The 17,980-nt window shown below is 58.2% G+C and carries 13 protein-coding genes and 3 pseudogenes; 9 read left to right on the forward strand and 7 right to left on the reverse strand.

Going from position 1 to position 17,980, the window contains the following annotated elements; genetic code table 11:
• Positions 1-448: 448 nt before the first annotated feature.
• Positions 449-691 carry a hypothetical protein gene (locus I6F20_RS35285; RefSeq protein ID WP_225130678.1) on the reverse strand — a complete coding sequence of 81 codons (243 nt, stop codon included), beginning with the start codon at positions 689-691 and terminating at the stop codon, positions 449-451.
• 1,435 nt (positions 692-2,126) lie between these two features.
• Here I6F20_RS35285 and I6F20_RS35290 point away from each other — a divergent pair.
• The 9 genes and pseudogenes from I6F20_RS35290 to asnB all read left to right on the forward strand — a co-directional run bounded on the left by I6F20_RS35290 (position 2,127) and on the right by asnB (position 13,709).
• Positions 2,127-2,660, forward strand: coding sequence for a hypothetical protein (locus I6F20_RS35290; RefSeq protein ID WP_225130687.1), 534 nt, complete (start codon positions 2,127-2,129; stop codon positions 2,658-2,660).
• Between the two features lie 55 nt (positions 2,661-2,715).
• On the forward strand, positions 2,716-3,210 hold the full coding sequence (locus I6F20_RS35295) for a hypothetical protein (protein ID WP_225130689.1): 495 nt from the start codon (positions 2,716-2,718) through the stop codon (positions 3,208-3,210).
• Positions 3,211-3,229: 19 nt separating this feature from the next.
• Positions 3,230-4,287 (forward strand): annotated as a pseudogene (locus I6F20_RS35300) (IS630 family transposase).
• 609 nt (positions 4,288-4,896) lie between these two features.
• Positions 4,897-6,429, forward strand: coding sequence for an IS21 family transposase (gene istA / locus I6F20_RS35310; RefSeq protein WP_225130726.1), 1,533 nt, complete (start codon positions 4,897-4,899; stop codon positions 6,427-6,429).
• 11 nt (positions 6,430-6,440) lie between these two features.
• Positions 6,441-7,184, forward strand: a complete 744-nt coding sequence (gene istB / locus I6F20_RS35315; RefSeq protein WP_225130691.1) for an IS21-like element helper ATPase IstB — start codon at positions 6,441-6,443, stop codon at positions 7,182-7,184.
• Between the two features lie 1,255 nt (positions 7,185-8,439).
• Positions 8,440-9,540 (forward strand): MFS transporter, encoded by a 1,101-nt coding sequence (locus I6F20_RS35320; RefSeq protein ID WP_225130693.1) that lies wholly within the window; start codon positions 8,440-8,442, stop codon positions 9,538-9,540.
• A gap of 619 nt (positions 9,541-10,159) precedes the next feature.
• Positions 10,160-10,771, forward strand: a complete 612-nt coding sequence (locus tag I6F20_RS35325; RefSeq protein ID WP_225130703.1) for a CDP-alcohol phosphatidyltransferase family protein — start codon at positions 10,160-10,162, stop codon at positions 10,769-10,771.
• Positions 10,772-10,800: 29 nt separating this feature from the next.
• The gene (locus I6F20_RS35330; protein WP_225130705.1) at positions 10,801-11,604 is read left to right on the forward strand and encodes a formyl transferase; all 804 of its coding nucleotides are present in this window, start codon (positions 10,801-10,803) and stop codon (positions 11,602-11,604) included.
• 209 nt (positions 11,605-11,813) lie between these two features.
• On the forward strand, positions 11,814-13,709 hold the full coding sequence (gene asnB, locus I6F20_RS35335) for an asparagine synthase (glutamine-hydrolyzing) (protein WP_225130707.1): 1,896 nt from the start codon (positions 11,814-11,816) through the stop codon (positions 13,707-13,709).
• A 437-nt stretch (positions 13,710-14,146) separates the two neighbouring features.
• Here the strand turns inward: asnB and I6F20_RS35340 are convergent.
• The 6 genes and pseudogenes from I6F20_RS35340 to I6F20_RS38100 form a co-directional block, all read right to left on the reverse strand.
• Positions 14,147-14,848, reverse strand: a pseudogene (locus I6F20_RS35340) (peptidase C39 family protein).
• A 9-nt stretch (positions 14,849-14,857) separates the two neighbouring features.
• Positions 14,858-15,367, reverse strand: coding sequence for an ABC transporter permease (locus tag I6F20_RS35345; protein WP_249786621.1), 510 nt, complete (start codon positions 15,365-15,367; stop codon positions 14,858-14,860).
• Positions 15,328-15,759, reverse strand: coding sequence for a hypothetical protein (locus tag I6F20_RS35350; protein WP_225130709.1), 432 nt, complete (start codon positions 15,757-15,759; stop codon positions 15,328-15,330). Before I6F20_RS35350 ends, I6F20_RS35345 begins: the two co-directional genes overlap by 40 nt.
• Positions 15,760-16,623: an ABC transporter permease gene (locus I6F20_RS35355; protein ID WP_225130719.1), complete on the reverse strand. Its 864-nt coding sequence runs from the start codon at positions 16,621-16,623 to the stop codon at positions 15,760-15,762.
• Between the two features lie 265 nt (positions 16,624-16,888).
• The gene (locus I6F20_RS35360; protein WP_225130720.1) at positions 16,889-17,452 is read right to left on the reverse strand and encodes an ATP-binding cassette domain-containing protein; all 564 of its coding nucleotides are present in this window, start codon (positions 17,450-17,452) and stop codon (positions 16,889-16,891) included.
• Between the two features lie 250 nt (positions 17,453-17,702).
• Positions 17,703-17,980, reverse strand: a pseudogene (locus tag I6F20_RS38100) (ABC transporter ATP-binding protein); the annotation flags it as partial.

A 17,980-nucleotide genomic window follows, 5' to 3' on the forward strand; every position in this document is an offset into this window, starting at 1 on the left:
CTCGTCCACACGCCGCTGCTCCCTTGCACGAGTTGAGCGACCGACAGGACCCCTGTCACAGTGCGCTTGGCAGTTTCGTGGTCCGAGTAAGCATCACACCTGCGTGCGCGCAACCTTTTCGACTTTGTTGGCTACACGAGTGTTGCCGTCGTGCCTTGAGTGAGCTCGGCAATCGGAGCCACAGCTTGGCCTAAGGAGCGATAGGTCGCAGCCTTGCACCTTAAAGAACGCTGTTCAGCAGTCCGTTCAGGCCATATACATGGGCGGACCTACGCGCCGACCAAAATCTGACTTATTCTCGTCCTCTAGGCGCAAGATCGCCGTCATGTTTCGCTCCTTGTGATGGCCAAGGCCAGCCTTTATGCATTCTTAAAGGGGATGCGATCTGGCGGTCTGCTGTCGTGGCCTGCAGCAAAGCCAAGTACCTTACTCAATAGGGCTGATCTATTCATCCATGCTCCTCGGGCGGGCCGTGGAGAATAATAAGTTCGATCTCGCGAGATACCTCGAATATAGCTTCTGGATGTAGGCCATTCTCGCAAAGTGCATATTTGAGCGCTTGCGCACGGCTCGCGAACAAGCCACCGAAATTGCCGTTCTGTTCACGGACGACCCAGTTTCCAAAACGATTCTTGCCAACAAGGACGATCGGTTCGGTGGAGTTTCCAGAAGGATATTCGATAAGTGTCATAACCATAGACCATGAGTTTGTAGAACCTGGGGATAATTCTGCTCGTTGCATAGCGTGAGCTGACCAGTCAAAGCGTGTTGTGTTGGCGAGAGAGCATCGCCGTTTTAGGCTGCGAGAGACAGCTGGAAAGGCTTGCTCGCCTACCTTTGAATTGCCAGTTAGACTCGAGCAGCACGACGCTTTTGGCCTGTTTCGTTTCATATATGCACCGTTTTCTTGCACCCATGAGGCGCGGACGACTACCACCCTGAACGTTCGCCGCCGTAATGCGGCGAAGCGCAAAATCTCCCAGCGGTCGGGATTGTCAGCCAAACTTCATCGGTGCTAGGCACGACTAGCACGGGTTCATCGAGGCACGGGTACGTGGAATATGGGGGTGTTGGTGGAGTATCAGGATTATCTGCCGAACTTGGCATCTGCAGCTCCGTCCTTGGATTGCGCTTCAGGATTCGCAGATCCGTATCACGTCTAGAGGACCGCCGCGATTTCAGCCATCTCGCATGGTCGTTGCAGATCGCGGCAACCAAATGCGATGTTTCATTTCGCGAACCATTCGTCGTTCCGGATGACAGAATCTACAGCAAACACCAGGCTTGTCGCGCTATCAATTCTGGGGAAGGCAGATCGCTTCGCCGTCGCTTGAACGAGGAAGTGTACCTACCCCATTGAGACGTCTTTTCTGCTTTTCACCAGAAGATCCGAGAGAAAGAGGCGACTAGGATAAAAAACGCGCGCGAATACATGAGGATCTCGGACGCTTGCCTATGCGCGCTCATCGCTGGCAAAGGCGAGACCACCTTCGTGCTGAGCTCGTCGTTGCGCGCCAAGGCCGTAATCTCATCGCTTCGACAAACCTGCTTAGAAACGTTCGAAATGTGTTCGAGCGCAGCTTCTGTGGGCTCAAGGACTTCCGCCGCATCGCCACCAAACACGCAAGCTCTTTGGGAACTTCTTGGCCACTGTATCGGCTCAATTGAGGCGGGACATTAAGAGTTTAGGCAGGCGGCAGAAGTGGACCGTAATGAGAAAGATCGTAGCGCCCCATTCTCGGCCAATTGATGCGGCAGGTGGACCGTAACCACGGCTTATTCCTGGGTTAGATGTCAGGAATGCACTTTCAGCTAAGCCCTCAAATGCTAGCGACGTGTCGGCTCTGGTCCAGGCGTATACGATTAGCGTTCCTGGCCTTTCATTGAAGTGAGTGCAGAATCGGGTGCGCCAAGAAACGGACTGTGGGGACGCGCAAGATGCCTCTGCGGCCGGCTCGTCGGCAGAGGCGCCGGCCTTTCAGAGGCAGCTGAGCGACGTCGCTCGCCCATCCACTTCCGTGCTCATGCAGGTCCGTGCCCAAGCGGATGCATGGCAATCTGAGGCGCGGTCCGTCATGCGGGCGAGCGCGCACCCGTATCTGCCGGCTCCGGACGGTGAAGGAACAATGCTGAACGCTTCGGCACTCATGGAGCCGAGCCGTGTCTTGGATCGCGCCGTACGGCATAGCGCTTCGCATGACTGGCCAGAGGTCCTGCCTGTGGAAGATCAGCATCGGTTTCAGGTGATCATGAACGAACCCCTCCCGGCATCACCTCTGGAATTAACCGGAGAGGATGAGGCGATGCCGGGCAACTCAGCGCAGCAGAAGAGCCAGCCAATTGGGGTATTGGTAGGTCGCAGCGAGAAGCCCCTTTATGCCGAAGATGCACTCCTTATTCCCCGGCTTAAGCAGGCGCTCATCGAAGGAGGAGCCGCCGAGAGCACCGCCACGAGCAACGTCGGTCATCTGCGCAGCTTCGCCCGCTGGCTCTTTGCAAACAGAAAGCCCAGCATTGCTGATCGGCTTCATAGCGATTCAATGGATGAAGACGTCGATGAGTTCATAGCAAAAGGTGGAACGACGAACGTCCGTTGGGCATTAGCTCATCTGCGGACCTCTCAGTCGATGAGGTATCGCGCCGATCGCTGGCCGCCCTGACCTGACTCCCTATCCAGAGGACGCGAGTCTCATCAAAGAGTACAAACAACAAGCAGTGACGGCCGGAACTTTAGGTACCGCCAGCACCTATGCCACTCTTCTCGCGGATTTCAGCCACTACCTTCGTACAAACAACCAGCCGGGCATTGCGGCGCGGATTCACGACGAGACATGGAATATGGAAGAAGCGCTGAATGAAGAGATCAATCGCTTCAAGGACGCCGGTGGTCATAGAAGTATCGGCGCGGCACTTGAACATCTCCGCGATGGAGCGAGAAAACGCAATGCTCCGCCTTTATATTCCGAAGACGCACAGATGATTTCTACACTTCAAGACGCGCTTGTTGGGGCAGAGTACAAGGAGATCACCGCTATGGTGAATTATGTTCGTCCTCTTCGCAGATACAGCCAGTGGCTCTTTGCAAACAACAAACCGTGCATCGCTGCTCGGCTTAACGACGCGTCGTTGGCCAGCGATGCTGCGGTGTTTGATATAAGTAAAAGGCGGCTCGTTCTTTGCGCACTAGTACCCACTTTTCTTGGATCGTGAGTCGTGATTCAAGATATGGATGATACCCGAAGCAAGAGAAGTCCACCTTTCGAGGAAAGATCGCAAGGTGCTTGAGGCGAGCTGTCGCTCACCGATGACGTTGCAGCGCGATTTGAAGCGGGCGCGGATAGTTCTGTTGGCGGCGGATGGGCGCAGCACCCGGTCGATCGCCTTGGGGTCCAGCCGCGGATTGTCAGCCTTTGGCGGCATCGCTATGCCGACCAAGGCCTTGAAGGGCTGCAAGACAAGGCGCGACCGGGCAAGCAGCCGATTTATACGAAGGCCACTGACAAGCGGATTCTGAAGCTGCTGGACAAGCTGCCGCCGAAAGGGTTCGCACGCTGGACCGGGCCCCTACTGGCCGGGGCGCTGGGCGATGTTGACGTCCAATATGTCTGGCGGTTCCTGCGCAGCCACAAGATTGACCTCGCGGCTCGCAAGTCCTGGTGTAAGAGCAACGACCCGAACTTTACGGCCAAAGCCGCGGATGTCGTCGGCCTCTATGTCGCCCCGCCCGCGAAGGCCATTGTGCTGTGCGTGGACGAGAAGCCCTCGATCCAGGCTCTGGAGCGAGCGCAGGGTTATCTGAAGTTGCCCAATGGCCGCGCCTTGACCGGCCAGAGCCACGATTAAAAGCGGCATGGCACGACAACGCTGTTTGCAGCGCTCGAAGTCGCCACCGGAGAGATCATCGCAACGCACTCTAAACGGCGTCGCCGCGTCGAGTTTCTTGATTTCATGAAAAGCATCACCGCGGCTTTTCCGGACCGGAAGCTTCACGTCATCCTCGACAACCTCAACACCCACAAGAAGAACGAGCATTGGCTCAAGGCCCACCCCAACGTGCAATTTCATTTCACGCCGACAAGTGCGTCCTGGCTCAATCAGGTCGAGGTGTGGTTTTCGATCTTGCAGGGGCAGTCGCTCAGCGGCACCTCCTTCACAAGCCTCAAGCAGCTGCAGGATCACATCGATGCCTACGTCAACGCATACAACGACAGAGCCGAGCCCTTCGTCTGGACCAGGAAAAAGGTCCGTCAGCGCCGTTTCAAAGGCCGCCGTATCACTCCGCTCTGATTCCGGGTACTAGGCGCCCATGCGATGCGAATCCCTGCGCGCAGGGTCCAATCTTCAGTTCGCTCTGGCTGCTGGAGTCCCTAGTCAGGCGGGCCAGCGTCCGCGTCCGACCTGGGCCTGCCGCAGTGAGGAGAACAGGTCTCGATCAAAGGTTTTGCGAGGGCTTTGCGCCGGGCGCGATGTGATGCCAGGAGACACCACTCCGATCCGCCGATGTCAGAATGGCATGGCTGTATTTCGGTGCCATTTTCGCTGACTGTCCTTGGTCTGCCGCCCTCGCGCCCACTCGCTGAGAGCGAGTGTCAGCGGCCATTACCGGCAGGCATTCACGGGTGCAGTCGTCAACAACGGTCTGGTTATGGAATCGGCGTCCGTCTGTAAGCTGATCCGAGACGGCCGGCAAGGGGTGCGGATTCCGCTCGATGTCGCCCATGATTCCGAGATGATCTCGCCCACCATTCCGATTTGAAGTCGCCCGCCCGTTCCGAGATGATTTCGCCCACCATTCCGGGATGATGTCGCCCGGGTGACGAGGCCTGTTCTGGCTCCCATAGGGTCACCCCTTTCGGCTTTGCGAAGGGGACCTGGATGCCGACGGAGAGGCTTGCGATGCGCCGTGTGCGCGATGTGATCAGAATGAAGGCGGCCGGGCTGCCGAGCCGCGAGATTGCGCGACGGGTGGGCGCGGCACCCTCGACGGTGCGGCTGGCGCTCCGGCGGTTCGAGGCCGCGGGCTTGAGCTGGCCGTTGCCAGACGACGTCACCGACACGGTTCTGGAACTTCGCCTGTTCGCCAAGACCGGCAATGGCAACCGTCAGGGTCACCGCCGCATCGCCGAGCCCGACTGGGCGACCGTGCACCGCGAGCTCAAACGCAAGCACGTGACGCTGTCGATCCTGTGGGAGGAATATATCGCCACCGAGCCCGGCGGATACCGGTACTCGCGCTTCTGTGAGCTCTACCGCGCCTGGGAGGGCCGTCTGTCGGTGACGATGCGCCAGGCCCATGTGGCTGGCGACAAGCTGTTCGTCGACTATGCCGGCGATGGCGTGCCGGTGGTGGTCGACCGCCTGACCGGTGAGCGCAGAACGGCGCAGATCTTCGTCGCCGTGCTCGACGCATCGAGCTTCACCTACGCGCAGGCGACCTGGACGCAGGGGCTCGCCGACTGGATCAGCGCCCATGTTGGCGCCTTCGCGGCGATCGGCGGCATACCGGCGCTGCTGGTGCCCGACAACACCAAGGTCGCGGTCATCAAGGCGAGCCTGTACGACCCGCAGATCAACCGTACCTATGCGGAGATGGCGGCGCATTACGGCACCGCCATCTTGCCGGCGCGGCCGCGCAAGCCGCGCGACAAAGCCAAGGTCGAGCAGGCCGTCCTCATCGTCGAGCGCTGGCTGCTCGGTCGCCTGCGTCATCGCACCTTCTACAGCCTGGCCGAGGTCAATGCGGCGATCGGCGAACTGCTCACGAGGCTGAATGAGGAACGGCCGATCCGACGGCTCGGCGTGACACGCCGCCGGTTGCTCGAGGAGGTCGACCGGCCGGCGCTCAAGCCATTGCCGGTGTCCCCCTACGTCCTCGCCGAGTGGCGGATCCGCCGCGTCAGTCTCGATTACCACGTCGAGGTGGAGAAGCATTACTACAGCGTTCCGCATCGTTTCGCCCGCGCCGAGGTCGAGGTGCGGTTCACGGCCCGCACCGTCGAGATCTTCCACAAGGGCGAGCGGATCGCCGCGCATCAGCGCATGAGCGGTAATCACAAACACACCACCGTGCCGGAGCACATGGCCTCCAGCCATCGGCGCTACGCCGGCTGGACCATCGCGCGTATCCGCCAGGACGCCGCCGCGATCGGGCCGGCGACCAGCGCGTTGTGCGACCTCATTCTCGACGAGCGCTCGCACCCCGAGCAAGGCTTCCGCACCTGCCTCGGCATCCTCAGGCTCGCCGCCTCCTATGGGCGCGACCGGCTGGACGCCGCGGCTGCGCGGGCGATCGACATCGGCGCGCGCACCTATGGCTCGGTCAAGTCGATCCTCGCCAACAATCTCGATCGGCGTCCTGCTCACCAGCGCTCCGCGGACGATGCGCCGATCCTGCATGCCAACATCCGCGGACCGCGCTACTACAATTAGGAGATCATCCCTTGCTCACCCATCCGACCCTCGACCGCCTCAACGCCCTCGGCCTCCACGGCATGGCCAAGGCCTTCGCCGACATCGAAGCCACCGGTGAGGCCGCAAGCCTCGGTCACGCCGAATGGCTTGCTCTGCTGCTCGAACGTGAAGCCTCGCTGCGGCACGACAAACGGCTCGCCACCCGCCTGCGCTACGCGAAGCTGCGCCAGCAAGCGTGCGTCGAGGACATCGACTACCGCACCCCGCGCGGCCTCGATCGCCCGCTGTTCGCCAAGCTCGTCGAGGGCCGCTGGATCGACGACCATGCCAACCTGCTGATCTGCGGCCCGGCCGGCGTCGGCAAGAGCTGGCTCGCCTCGGCGCTCGGCCACAAGGCCTGCCGCGACAATCGCTCCGTGCTCTATCAGCGCGTCCCGCGCCTGTTCGACGATCTGGCGCTCGCCCGCGGCGACGGTCGACATCCCCGCCTGTTGCGCGGCCTTGGCCGTGTCGATCTGCTGATCCTCGATGATTGGGGGCTCGAGCCGCTCGATGCCAGCGCCCGTCACGACCTCCTGGAAATCCTCGAAGATCGCTACGGTCATCGCTCCACCATCGTCACCAGCCAGCTTCCTGTGGACCAGTGGCATCTGCTCATTGGAGATCCCACCTATGCCGACGCCGTGCTCGATCGCCTCGTCCACAACGCCCATCGGCTCGACCTCACCGGTGAGAGCCTGCGCCGAACTCGGCAATCCGCCCGAAAGACCTGAGCCCGTGGCGCTGTGGACATGCCGCTGCGCTTGGACAACGCAATCGCGTTGCCCACATGCCCACAGCAAAAGCAGACCGAAGAAAACAGGTTCAAGTTGCGATTCCAGATTGACCACGCGGCTTGACCGATGCCAGAAAACCAAGCGGCCAGAATGCCCCGCCACTGGGCGAGATCAAATCGGAAAGGTGGGCGACATCGCCTCGGAATCCACGGGCGACTTCACATCGGTACGCCTGGGCGACTTCGTCGGAATCCGCAAAGGGGAGACGGACCTCGCCTCATCTGGAGTCTCAGGCTGTCGCGGAAGCGGCAAATTTACGGACAGTGTGCGCTCCTCTTCTGGCGGCGATTTCGTTAGCAACGCCTCGCCAATGATAAGAGAAACGATACGACGACTCGTCGGGTTTGTTGGGTTCGCGACAGTGTTTCAGCCTGGTTCGCGGAGTCGAACCCACTAAGAAGTGATCGAAAGGGTTGGCCTGCGCAATCAGCGAACTGGCACGAGTTTTGATGCTTTCCTTGGCGCGGCAGAAGCTGCCGGTTGGCATCGTGCCCCGGGTTAACGTCATCGGCTGCGGGGAGGAGGGTGCCAACCTCGCTCAAATCGCACGCGATCGAATGGTGGGAATCGCCGCGTTCACGACCTGCCGACGGTGAGCGCGAGCAATTGTCGAGCTCAAGAGAAGATGTCGAAAATTGATTCCAGTCGCTCTCTTGTGGCGGCGCGAGCTGGCCTAAAAGTTTGTGCGCGTTCGGGGCCTCTCCTATTTACTTGAGCGTCAGCACCGCAGTCGGCTCTGTCTGTTCGAAGAGTTGCAGGAGATGCCTTATGAATCCGGATATTCATCGCAACGGAGTGTCGTATGCTAGCCCTGCCGCGGGTCAAGTGCTGCGCGATCTTGGCGTCGAACCGATCATTAATTGCACCGGCGTGCGTACCTCCTACAGACCACGGTACATCGAGACCCACCGCGCAGTCGCATGGCCGAGTCAATACAATTGGTGCGATCAAACGGCTGCCAAAGTCCGTCTTGCCCCGTAGCTCGTGTCATTCACCATCGCTGGAATTAATCTGTTCGGGCGAAATCGGAGGCGAACAGAACCTATTGCACCTAATCCGTAGTAGTTGAGGCACTCGGCGATGCGACACCGAACCGAGAAGATCGCGCCCCATCCGGGAGGATGACTGGCTGATTGTTGTAGCACTGGGCGGTGCAGGAATTATCAGCTACGGCACACTTTATTATTGTGTGGTGGCCATTGCAAAGGAGGCTTCCCATGACCTCGTAGTCACAGAGGACTGGTTAATTGGTTGTTTCTCCTTTGCCTTGCTTGCTAGTGCGCTGATGTCCCTGGTTGCCGGTCGCCTCATGGACCGATACGGCGCAGGCAAGACAATGAAGGTCGCCTCATTCGTTAGAGCTGTTAGCCTGGGAATTGCAGCAACTTCTTGGAATGCGGTCGTCTTTGCAATCGCCCTGTTCGGTATGCAACTTGCGTCGGCATTTCTCTTTTATGAGGCGGCTTTCGTATTTTTGGCGCAGCGAGATGCGATCCATGCGAAACGGCAAATGGCTGCCTTGACATTGATCGTCGGTTTCTCGTCGACGCTGTTTTGGCCGTTGACCTCGTTGCTGCTCGCATCGATATGCTGGAGGCAAGTCTGTTGGATCTATGGAGGCTACAATGTTCTCCTCGCGCTACCTTTAATCCAATTGGCTCTTGGAAAGTCGTCCGCAAGGCTTGGAGATCTGAATACCGTCTGTGGCTCGCGAGACCAGTCCTCTTCCAAGCCGATTGGCCTCGTCCTCATAACGGTAGGATTCTCGCTGACGACATTTGCTTTTTCAGCATTGCTTAGCCGGATGATTCCCATCCTTTCGTCGATCGGCTTAGACCCGCAGGAGACAGCGTTAATTTCCGCACTCTTCGGCCCGTCACAGCTCGCAGTACGGTTGTTTGCAGGATGGTTTAGCGTGAGGATTCCCCCATTCAACTCACCCTTCTCATGTGTTATGCTTTCGGCGGCTACAATCGTCATTGTGCTGGCGGCTCACTCTCTCGTTGGAATTGCAATCTTCGTTGCCCTGGTTGGGTTTAGCTCTGGTCTAAACAGCATCTGTCGAGGAAGCTTGCCGCTGTCAGTCTTCGGGCCGGGCGGGTATGGAACACGAGTCGGGTTGATCACGACTTTCCGATTGTCGACGGCCTCGTTTGCGCCGTTCTTCTTCAGCTTCGTCCAAAACAACTATGGGCTTGGGCTTGCCTTGGCTTCACTAGCCGTCTGCGCAGTAGCAAGCACGCTTTCATTCGCATTCGTGGGTATCCGATCAAAGCGGGAACCAGGCCAATGAAAAGTGGGTTGATCGGCCTGACTGCGAGCCCGACGTGAACCGGATCGTCAATAAGTGTTCGCCACCTTAGATCAACGATCGCAAGTGTCTGAGTCTAGGCCATCACGCCGAGCTCGACGTTCGCGCGCATTCTGGAAGCCGTGGTGTGCGCGAGGGGGATCAACTGAGCGGTCCAACTGCAGTGCCAAATGGGAGACGTATCTCGGCTTCGCCGGGCCAGAGCTCAAAATGCAGATGTCGCCCCGCTGAGGAGTTGCACGTTGGGATTATCTGGACGCTAGACTTGGTCATCGCGATCGCGACCGCCATTTGCCGCAGCCCCATTTTGCGTCCTGCCTTGGGCATGCCAACAAGCGCCCGCTGGCGGTCCTTTCGAGGCGATTGAACAGCAGCGGCTATGGGAGAGAACGTCAAGGTAGCCGACCACAGCTCGAGTCCGCCTCGGCCCCACATTTGCATGAAGGCTGCCGTCTTCGCTCGCGGAACCACTAAGCTGACCTACTAGAACCGGTAGTTTGCGGACATTTCGGGCCCCGCCCAATTTAAGTTGCGGCCGCCAACCAGCCGCATGGGCTCAGGTTTCGATCGCTCTCGGCAGAGAGAGCAACATCGAGGTTCGATGATCGCATATTTATCTGACCGCGCAAATGCCGTTACTGCCGTGGGGCTCCTGTGCTGTGGTGCAGCGATGGGGCTCGTGGTGAAAGGACACTATGAGGCGGGAGTCGCGTTCGGTCTCTGGGCGATCATCGCTGATGATGTCGACGGCGAAATTGCCCGGCGCACCAAAGGTCGAACAATGGCTACCAAGGCCATTGGTAAAGCTCTCGATGCTTTCTCTGACCTCTCGTTTGGATCAGTCATCCCGGCGATTGTCATCGCATCTTTTATCGAGTTTCCAGCATCTGCGGTGTTCACAGCGTTCGTGATGCTCATCGGAGCTCTTCGTCTGGCATATTTTGACTATTTCGGATTGGACGAGCGTGGTCGTTCGACCGGTCTACCTCTCTCTTACGCTCTGCCGATGCTGGCCGCGATCTTGCTGGTTGACCACACTATCGCGCCGCTTGAGTTGGGTGTGGTTCTTCCAGCATTCTTTGTACCGCTATCTTTGCTCCACATCGCCCCTTTCAAGATCAAAGCCTCTGGCAGTCTTGTGCATGTGATAACCATCGGCGTGGCGGCCACTGCGTCCGCCGGATTATTGATGACGAGTAGAGCGTTTCAATAAGCGGGCTTGCAATGTCTCAAGGAATAGAAATGTCCAGCTCAATCAACCGCGTGGTATTTGCCGGCACCAGGGGACTTGCGACCCGCTGTCTTCTGTTCGTCATCGAGACCTGCGGCAAAGACCACATCGCCGGCATTCTCGGCGCTTCCCGGTACGAGAAAACTTGGTGGCGGCACGAAACCAGTGAGGAGCTTTGGGAAGTCGCAGACCGCTTCGGAATACCCTTCTTCGAGTCGATAGATGATGTTCCTCATCTCGGAACGTTTCTCGTAAGCGTCATGTGGAACAAGATTTTCCCGCCCCATATCCTCGCACGGTTCGACGGAGGGGGTGTCAATCTTCATCCGGGCCCACTCCCTGGATATCGCGGCAGTTTTGCGCGGACGCATGCCATACTCAATGGCGAGAAGAGCTTTGGGGTAACTGTCCACTATCTCCCAGAGCGGGTCGATAGGGGCGATATTATCGGCGAATTGCAGTTCCCTGTGCTGCCTTTCGAGACCGCCCTCTCTTTAGACACCAGAGCGCAACTTTATGGATACGCTCTCTTCTGCCAAGTGTGGCTGCGTTTGTTGGACGGATCGACGACCTGTCGCTCACCAGACGAGTTGATCGGTCAAGAAAAGCGCAAGGCTTGCTTCTATCCCATGCGCAAGATGACCGCACTTTTGGATTCGTCAGACGTTCCACGCAGCGCCGAAGAACTCGATCGGCTCTATCGCGCTCTATATCTTCCACCACGCATTGAGCCTCCCAAGTGGCTCGTCGAACGAATCATGACTAATGAGGTTCGGACGCTCCTTCTGGATTCTAGCGCCGGCGGTAAGGCGTGACTTGGCGGGCAGCGCGGCAGCGAGCTCGAAATATGAGACCGCGCTTCTCGAGGGCGTCCGTGACAGCCGAAGTGTGCCTGCGAATTGCCGCTCATCGACTGAATGTGCTCTGGCTCTGGACGTTGTTTTTGTAGTATCCAGCCTACCGAGGGGTGCCGGCGAGCCGACGCCTTCCGCAGAGCCAGCTTAGCGCGCGAAGGAGGCTAGCTGTGTGTGGGATTTGCGGATTTATCGGACGGATTACTGATAAGTCAGTGACCGAGCGGAACCTCGCGCGTTGCGCTCAGACGCTGGCCCATCGGGGGCCCGACGCGAGTGGCAGTTGCGTGACCTCTTCCTTTGCCTTTGCGCATCGAAGGCTCGCGATCATTGATCCGGATCCGAGGTCAAATCAACCGTTTCTCGATGAGGAGCTCGGCCTAGCAGTCACGTACAACGGCGAGATCTACAATTTTCGCGACTTAAGGCGGGACTTGCTCCGACATGGATACCGATTTCGCACAGAGTCAGATACCGAAGTACTTTGCAAAGCATTTTCTTGTTGGGGGATTAATAGCGTCGAACGTCTGCGGGGAATGTTTGCTTTCGCAATCTACGATCAAAAGACGGGGACAGCGTTCCTTGTCAGAGATCGGCTTGGAATTAAGCCGCTATATTACGCTTGCGCGGATAATGGCTTTGTCTTTGCCTCACAGCCGTCAGCCATCCTGCAGTGGCCAGGGGTCAGCTCGAAGCTCGATTCGGTTGGATTATCAACCTTTCTCTCCTACCGTGCCGTCTTCGGCGAGAGGACGTTATTTGCAGATATTCGGAAGCTGCAACCCGGCACTTGGCTGAAGATCACGGCGCAATCGCACGAGCATAGGCGCTGGTGGGATTCTGCCTGCCTCGACGGTGGTGGTGGTGATTGCAGTTCTCTTGAAACGTTGATCGGCAGCGCCGTGGAGGAACATTTGGGGGCCGACACGCCACTGGCTGCGCTGCTTTCCGGAGGACTGGATTCCAGTGTCTTGGCTTTCGAGCTTTCAAGGCAGTCTTCGCAAAAGCCGACATGCTTCACCGGCATCGTATGCGGCGGACTTTACGATGAAAGCCCTTATGCGGTTGAGGTCGCGAAATCTCTCAAGCTAGCCCATGTCTTGGTCCGGCTGCCCGGGGCAACGAGCCTGGATGTCGTTAAACGCCTTACCGCATTACGTGGTCATCCAGTCGGCATGCACAACGAAGCGGCGATGTATTTGCTTGCTCGAGCAGTCAGCCACTCTCACAAGGTTCTCCTTACCGGCGAAGGTGCCGACGAGATATTCCTTGGATATAGCCGGATCTTCAGATTGCCCTTTGACCTTTGTCGACAGGCATTGCTGGCTGCTTTGCCAGATGTCATTGGCCGCCCGGCGCGGCGTCATCTCGGCCTTCCCAAGTTCAAAGCAAGCGAATTCGAGTTCTTTCTCGCCCGGTACACGTACTTTCCCCAAGCCGAGAAGCTGGGGCTGGCGACATCGGCATGGAGAAAGGACATTGTTCACGATGCGGAGCTGATCGACTGGATGAACAATGCCTACCATTCAGGCGGGGTTACCCCGGCCGAGCGCATAAGGCATTTCTTCGTAGGGCATCATCTGCCAGCGCTGCTTGAAATGGTCGACAACACCACGATGGCGGCCGGGGTGGAGGCTCGAGTGCCCTTCACAGACCATCGGATCGTTGCATCGGCTCTGCGCATGTCATTCTCAGAACATCTGCGTTGGAAACATGCCTTCGCCCCATTTCATGCGGCCTTCACGCCGATTGAGAAATTTAGCGAAACGCTCGACGTCTCCAAGGCCGCTCTGCGCAGTCTTTACAGAGATCGTCTGCCCGCAAGTGTGATCACCAGGAAGAAGCTTGGGTTTCCGTTACCTCTTGGTAAGTGGGCGACGGACCCGAGCTCGGCGCCCTTTCGTGACTTGATCTTCAAAGAATCTCCTGCGATCGCCGACTATCTCGACGTTGGTGCTCTCCGGCGATGGTACGCACGCCGCTCTCAAGCGGCGAACGATGCATTCGGAAAACAGCTCTGGTTGATCTGCAATCTAGAAGTCTTCCTTCGTCAACTATCTTCATAGAGGTTTTGTAGGTTTGGAATTGCCGTCGGCCGAAGGCGAACCGGAATTCGGCGTCGCTTGCGAGAAGACCTCGAGCCGATGGACGCGGAGCCCGATAATATTACGCGAGGCTGATACGCGAATGCGCCATCCAGTGCGAACGATGCGTTTTGAGGGAATCTGAATCTACGCTGACTTACGCGAATGCATTGGAAAAGGACGCTCGCCTTTATAGCTGCCTGACGGTTGGCGCCCACCAAAAAGGTTCGCTTCTCGGACGCGTGCAAGAGTGCAGGGCCAGGCCTCATGAAGGTTGGTTTATGCTGCTTTTGATGTCGGTGCATACCGGCCCGCCCGATCGTAGGCCGCTCGAGAGCACCATTCGAGACCGATCTGACTTAGCTACATGTGGGCTTTTCGCACCAACCGAATGCATCAGCGTTCGGAGCCACAAACGGTCAACGTGTCGGCTGTTGGGTAGCATAAATCTTGGGAAGCGGAAGCTCAACATTCGCCATCTTTGGAAGACCCGCAAGGATCACCGCCTTTTCCCGGTTGGGGCCGAACTCCGTCATGCTGGCAAAGCTTGAGTGGTCGACGCGCGTGGCAACACCTCCATCAGCGGGCTCTTTGAGAGGATCATTGAAGAACACGTTATCGACGTCGGTCCCGGTCACCACCACCCAATGAGTGATGGTTTTACCTTCGAACTCAATGCTGATCATCACAATAGGATACCACCCTGCCGCCATCTAATTCGAGAGGTCATCGAGGCTGTAAGTTCCAACATGGACGGGGATGCCGCGCTGGTACGCTTCGGCGAGATCTCGCTCCTGGAGAATGTGCATCACCTCCATCTCGCCGCCTTGTGAAGTGCGAGACTGAAGAAACAGTCCATCATGGCTCACAACAACAAGCGCTGCGAAGCCGCGGCGTTTGAGAGCCAAGGCCAAGCCGACCGGGCCGCAGCCGCCGTGAATGGTCGTTGCCTCTCGCCAGATCTCGAGCTCAGCTGTTTCACTCGGCTGATATCGCTCGTCCAGCGCGGACATGACCATCACCAGGGAAGATGGTCCACAGGTGGACTTCCTCTTTTGCCGATACAGAGGAACATTCCTGACCATTTGATTTGTTGAGCTTTCGAGGTCGGGACGCGACATGAGGTCACCTCAGATGGACTTGAAAGAAGCTGGGCGAGGTCCCGTCTGGCGCAGAGACTCGCTGATCGTCATCAGTGCGATCGCCGTCGCTGCGATGACTAGGCCCGGTGCGAGGGCGATCCACCATGCGGTCTTCAAATAGTCTCTGCCGAATCCCACCATATTGCCTAAGCTCGACATCGGCGGTTGTATCCCCAGTCCTAGAAAGCTCAGGGTGCTTTCCAGTAGAACCGTCTCGGTGAGCCCAAGGGTCATGCCGACCACGACGGTAGGTGCACAGGCTGGGAGAATATGCCTTGCGTAGATATGGACCCGCGAAGCGTTGTAAGTTCGTGCCGCCGTTACATGGAGCCGGTTGCGGGCCGTCAAAGCCAGCCCTCTCGCGATGCGGGCGTGGCGCTCCCAACCGTGCAAGCCCACAAGACAGACAAAAAGTGCCAGCAAATTGCCAAATATCGTGATGACAAGCAGTGCGGTCATCATGAACGGCATGGCAGCCTGCATATCGACGAGTGCCATGAGTCGTCGATCAATCCGCCAGGCTCGGCAGCGAGGAAGCCCAACGAAACGCCCAGCAGGGTACTAATGAAGGTCCCGCCCACCGCAACGAGCATGCTGATCTGGATCGAATATATCAAGCGTGCCAGCACGTCCCGGCCGAGCTCGTCAGTGCCCAACAAATGTTCCAGCGTGCCGCCGAAGAATATTGGTGGCGTAAGCCGTGCATCCAAGGAGATTTGTGCTGGATGATAGGGGGAGATCACCTGGGCCAGTACGGCAATCAATAGACATGCGACGATCCACATTGAGGCACCATACAGTCCTACCTTGGCTGGCTTACGCGGGTCGCGTGGGGCTTTCGGAGAACGAAAGATGTTGCAGGTCCATTCATGCGGCCAGGCGGTGCTCATCTATGTCTCCGAGGATTTGGACCGCGGATCGAGCCAGGTGTAACCGAGATCGACGGCCAGGTTGGTCATGATCATCGCGGTGCCAGCAAGCAGAACAATTGCCTGCACCACTGGAACATCTCTGCTTCCGACGGATGTGACGAAGAGATTTCCAATACCCGGCCATGAAAAGACCGTCTCGACTAGTATCGAACCAATTACCGCTCCGCCGATAAGCAGGCCAAGTATGGTCAGGATCGGAGCCGCCGCATTGGGGAGTACGTGGTGGATCAATATTCGCGAGAACGGAATGCCGCGCGCAAACGCCGCCAACACATAGCGACTGTCCAGCGATTCGCGAACGCCACGCGGGTGTACCGTACAAGGACGGCGGAGCTTGCGGCCGCCATGGTTACTGCCGGCAAAGCCAAGCTGCGCCAGCTCTCCGCGCCGCCGGTCGGCAACCAATTGAGGTGAAGTGCACACACGGCCTACGATGCTCGACGGAAACACTGCGGCAGCTATTCCTCCCGCAATGCCCATGACCGCCGCCAGGGTAAGAGCACAGCAGGTGAGTATCAGCGTCAATGCAAGGTGGCTGAGGACGACACCGAGTGCATCCTGTCGATAGACGTATGAGACGCCTAAGCTTCCTCGGACGACGTTATGGAGATAGGCCAGGTATTGCGCTAGGATGGGGCGATCGAGCCCCAATTCGCCTGAGTATGCGGCGGGCATGTCCGGGGTCGCGTCGGGCCCAAGTAAGACGGTCACCGGATCGCCAGCACAGCGCATAAGAATGAATACGCTCGTCACCATCAGAACGAGCGTGACCAATGCGCGGGCAATTTTGCTCGTAAATACCTTATGGGCGTTGCGCCTCATGCGATTATCACCTCTCTGCCGGCACGTGCCGAGGCTCTGTGGGCTGCGAACAAGGTGTTGAGCGCGTTGCCATTTCGACCCCGAGTTCGGAATTGGGCACCGCCCTGACCAGGGACTTCATGTAATCTGTCTTTAGGTCGAGCAGTACCTGATCGCGTGAACCGCTCTCAACAATGCTTCCGCGCTTCAGGACCGTGATCTCTGAACAGAGATGGCGACGGATCTGATATCATGACTGATGAATAGCAGGGACAGGCTGCGGCTCTCACGCAGATCCGACAGAAGGTTCAGGATCTGGGCTTGAACAGTCATGGAGTGCGGAGACAGGCTCGTCACAAATCAGAACCTCGGGATCGAGAATAAGCGCTCGCGCTATATTGACCCGCTGGGCCTGTCCGCCGCTTATCTGATGCGGTAACTTCCCAAGGATCTCGCCCGATAAGCCGACGGCGGAAATTGCTGCAGCCAGCCGAGCCTGACAAGCGGAAGACCTCATCCTGAAGTTCACAAGCAGAGGCGCGACAATCTGTTTGCCGATCGGGGTGACTGGGTTCAGCCCATCGAGAGGGTTCTGAAAGACAGGTTGCACACGGAGGCGGAACGGAGCCAATCGATTCGGCGTCAGCAGCTCGCCGTCAAAAAGGATCTGACCCGCTTGTGGCGCTATCAGACCAAGCAGAAGCTTCGCGATTGTGCTTTTGCCGCTGCCGGACTCCCCGATCAGTCCATGGGCTTTCCACGCCGGATGCTCATGTTGATCTTGCGCGGCCTCGAGCCGCCAGGGACCTCCGCAGCGGATCGGCGAGAGCCCCGTAACAAAAATCGACATTGCGCAGTTCGAGGATCGGTTCGGGTGATGCTGGCGCTGTACGAACGCGAGCAGGCCCGATTGGCGTGGTCATTTCATGGCTCCAAGTTGTGGCATGCCACCACCTGTTGTGGAGTGCCCTGCAACACGGGCGCTATGTGCCGGCAATATCCAGTGTTCCGGAGCACCGAGATGCAAAATTGCACCCGGCTTGGCGCTGGGTAGGTTCAGGCAGGCTAGCTGAAGAGCTGTGCAGACGCCGGGGATGCCCCTAAAGTGGGGGGACAGCCGAGAATAGCGCGCGCGTATAGGGGTGCAGGGGAGTTCGAGCGGCGAGATCGGCGCGCCCCACTTCGACCAACTGGCCGGTGTAGAGAACGCCGATGCGATCCGACCACTGCAGGGCAACTCCCAGGTCATGGGTGACCTGCCACTGCATTTTCATCCAGCGGCAGTTAGAGTCTCGGGGTTTTTGTGCAGCGAGACCGAACTTTGGACCACCCGGAACTAGAGTTTTGCGCCTCTGATCACGTTGGCGGGCTGGTGGCG

The sequence above is a fragment of the Bradyrhizobium sp. IC3123 genome (genome assembly GCF_020193625.1).
In the GTDB taxonomy this organism is placed as follows: Bacteria; Pseudomonadota; Alphaproteobacteria; order Rhizobiales; family Xanthobacteraceae; genus Bradyrhizobium; species Bradyrhizobium yuanmingense.

What these genes read in the sequence shown, in the direction of transcription:
- I6F20_RS35330 (WP_225130705.1), top strand. Translation starts at nt 10,801, where the DNA reads ATGTCCAGCTCAATCAACCGCGTGGTATTTGCCGGCACCAGGGGACTT.
- I6F20_RS35345 (WP_249786621.1), bottom strand. Translation starts at nt 15,367, where the DNA reads ATGGCACTCGTCGATATGCAGGCTGCCATGCCGTTCATGATGACCGCA.
- I6F20_RS35285 (WP_225130678.1), bottom strand. Translation starts at nt 691, where the DNA reads ATGACACTTATCGAATATCCTTCTGGAAACTCCACCGAACCGATCGTC.
- I6F20_RS35360 (WP_225130720.1), bottom strand. Translation starts at nt 17,452, where the DNA reads ATGTCGATTTTTGTTACGGGGCTCTCGCCGATCCGCTGCGGAGGTCCC.
- I6F20_RS35325 (WP_225130703.1), top strand. Translation starts at nt 10,160, where the DNA reads ATGATCGCATATTTATCTGACCGCGCAAATGCCGTTACTGCCGTGGGG.
- I6F20_RS35355 (WP_225130719.1), bottom strand. Translation starts at nt 16,623, where the DNA reads ATGAGGCGCAACGCCCATAAGGTATTTACGAGCAAAATTGCCCGCGCA.
- I6F20_RS35350 (WP_225130709.1), bottom strand. Translation starts at nt 15,759, where the DNA reads ATGAGCACCGCCTGGCCGCATGAATGGACCTGCAACATCTTTCGTTCT.
- I6F20_RS35290 (WP_225130687.1), top strand. Translation starts at nt 2,127, where the DNA reads ATGCTGAACGCTTCGGCACTCATGGAGCCGAGCCGTGTCTTGGATCGC.
- istA (WP_225130726.1), top strand. Translation starts at nt 4,897, where the DNA reads ATGCGCCGTGTGCGCGATGTGATCAGAATGAAGGCGGCCGGGCTGCCG.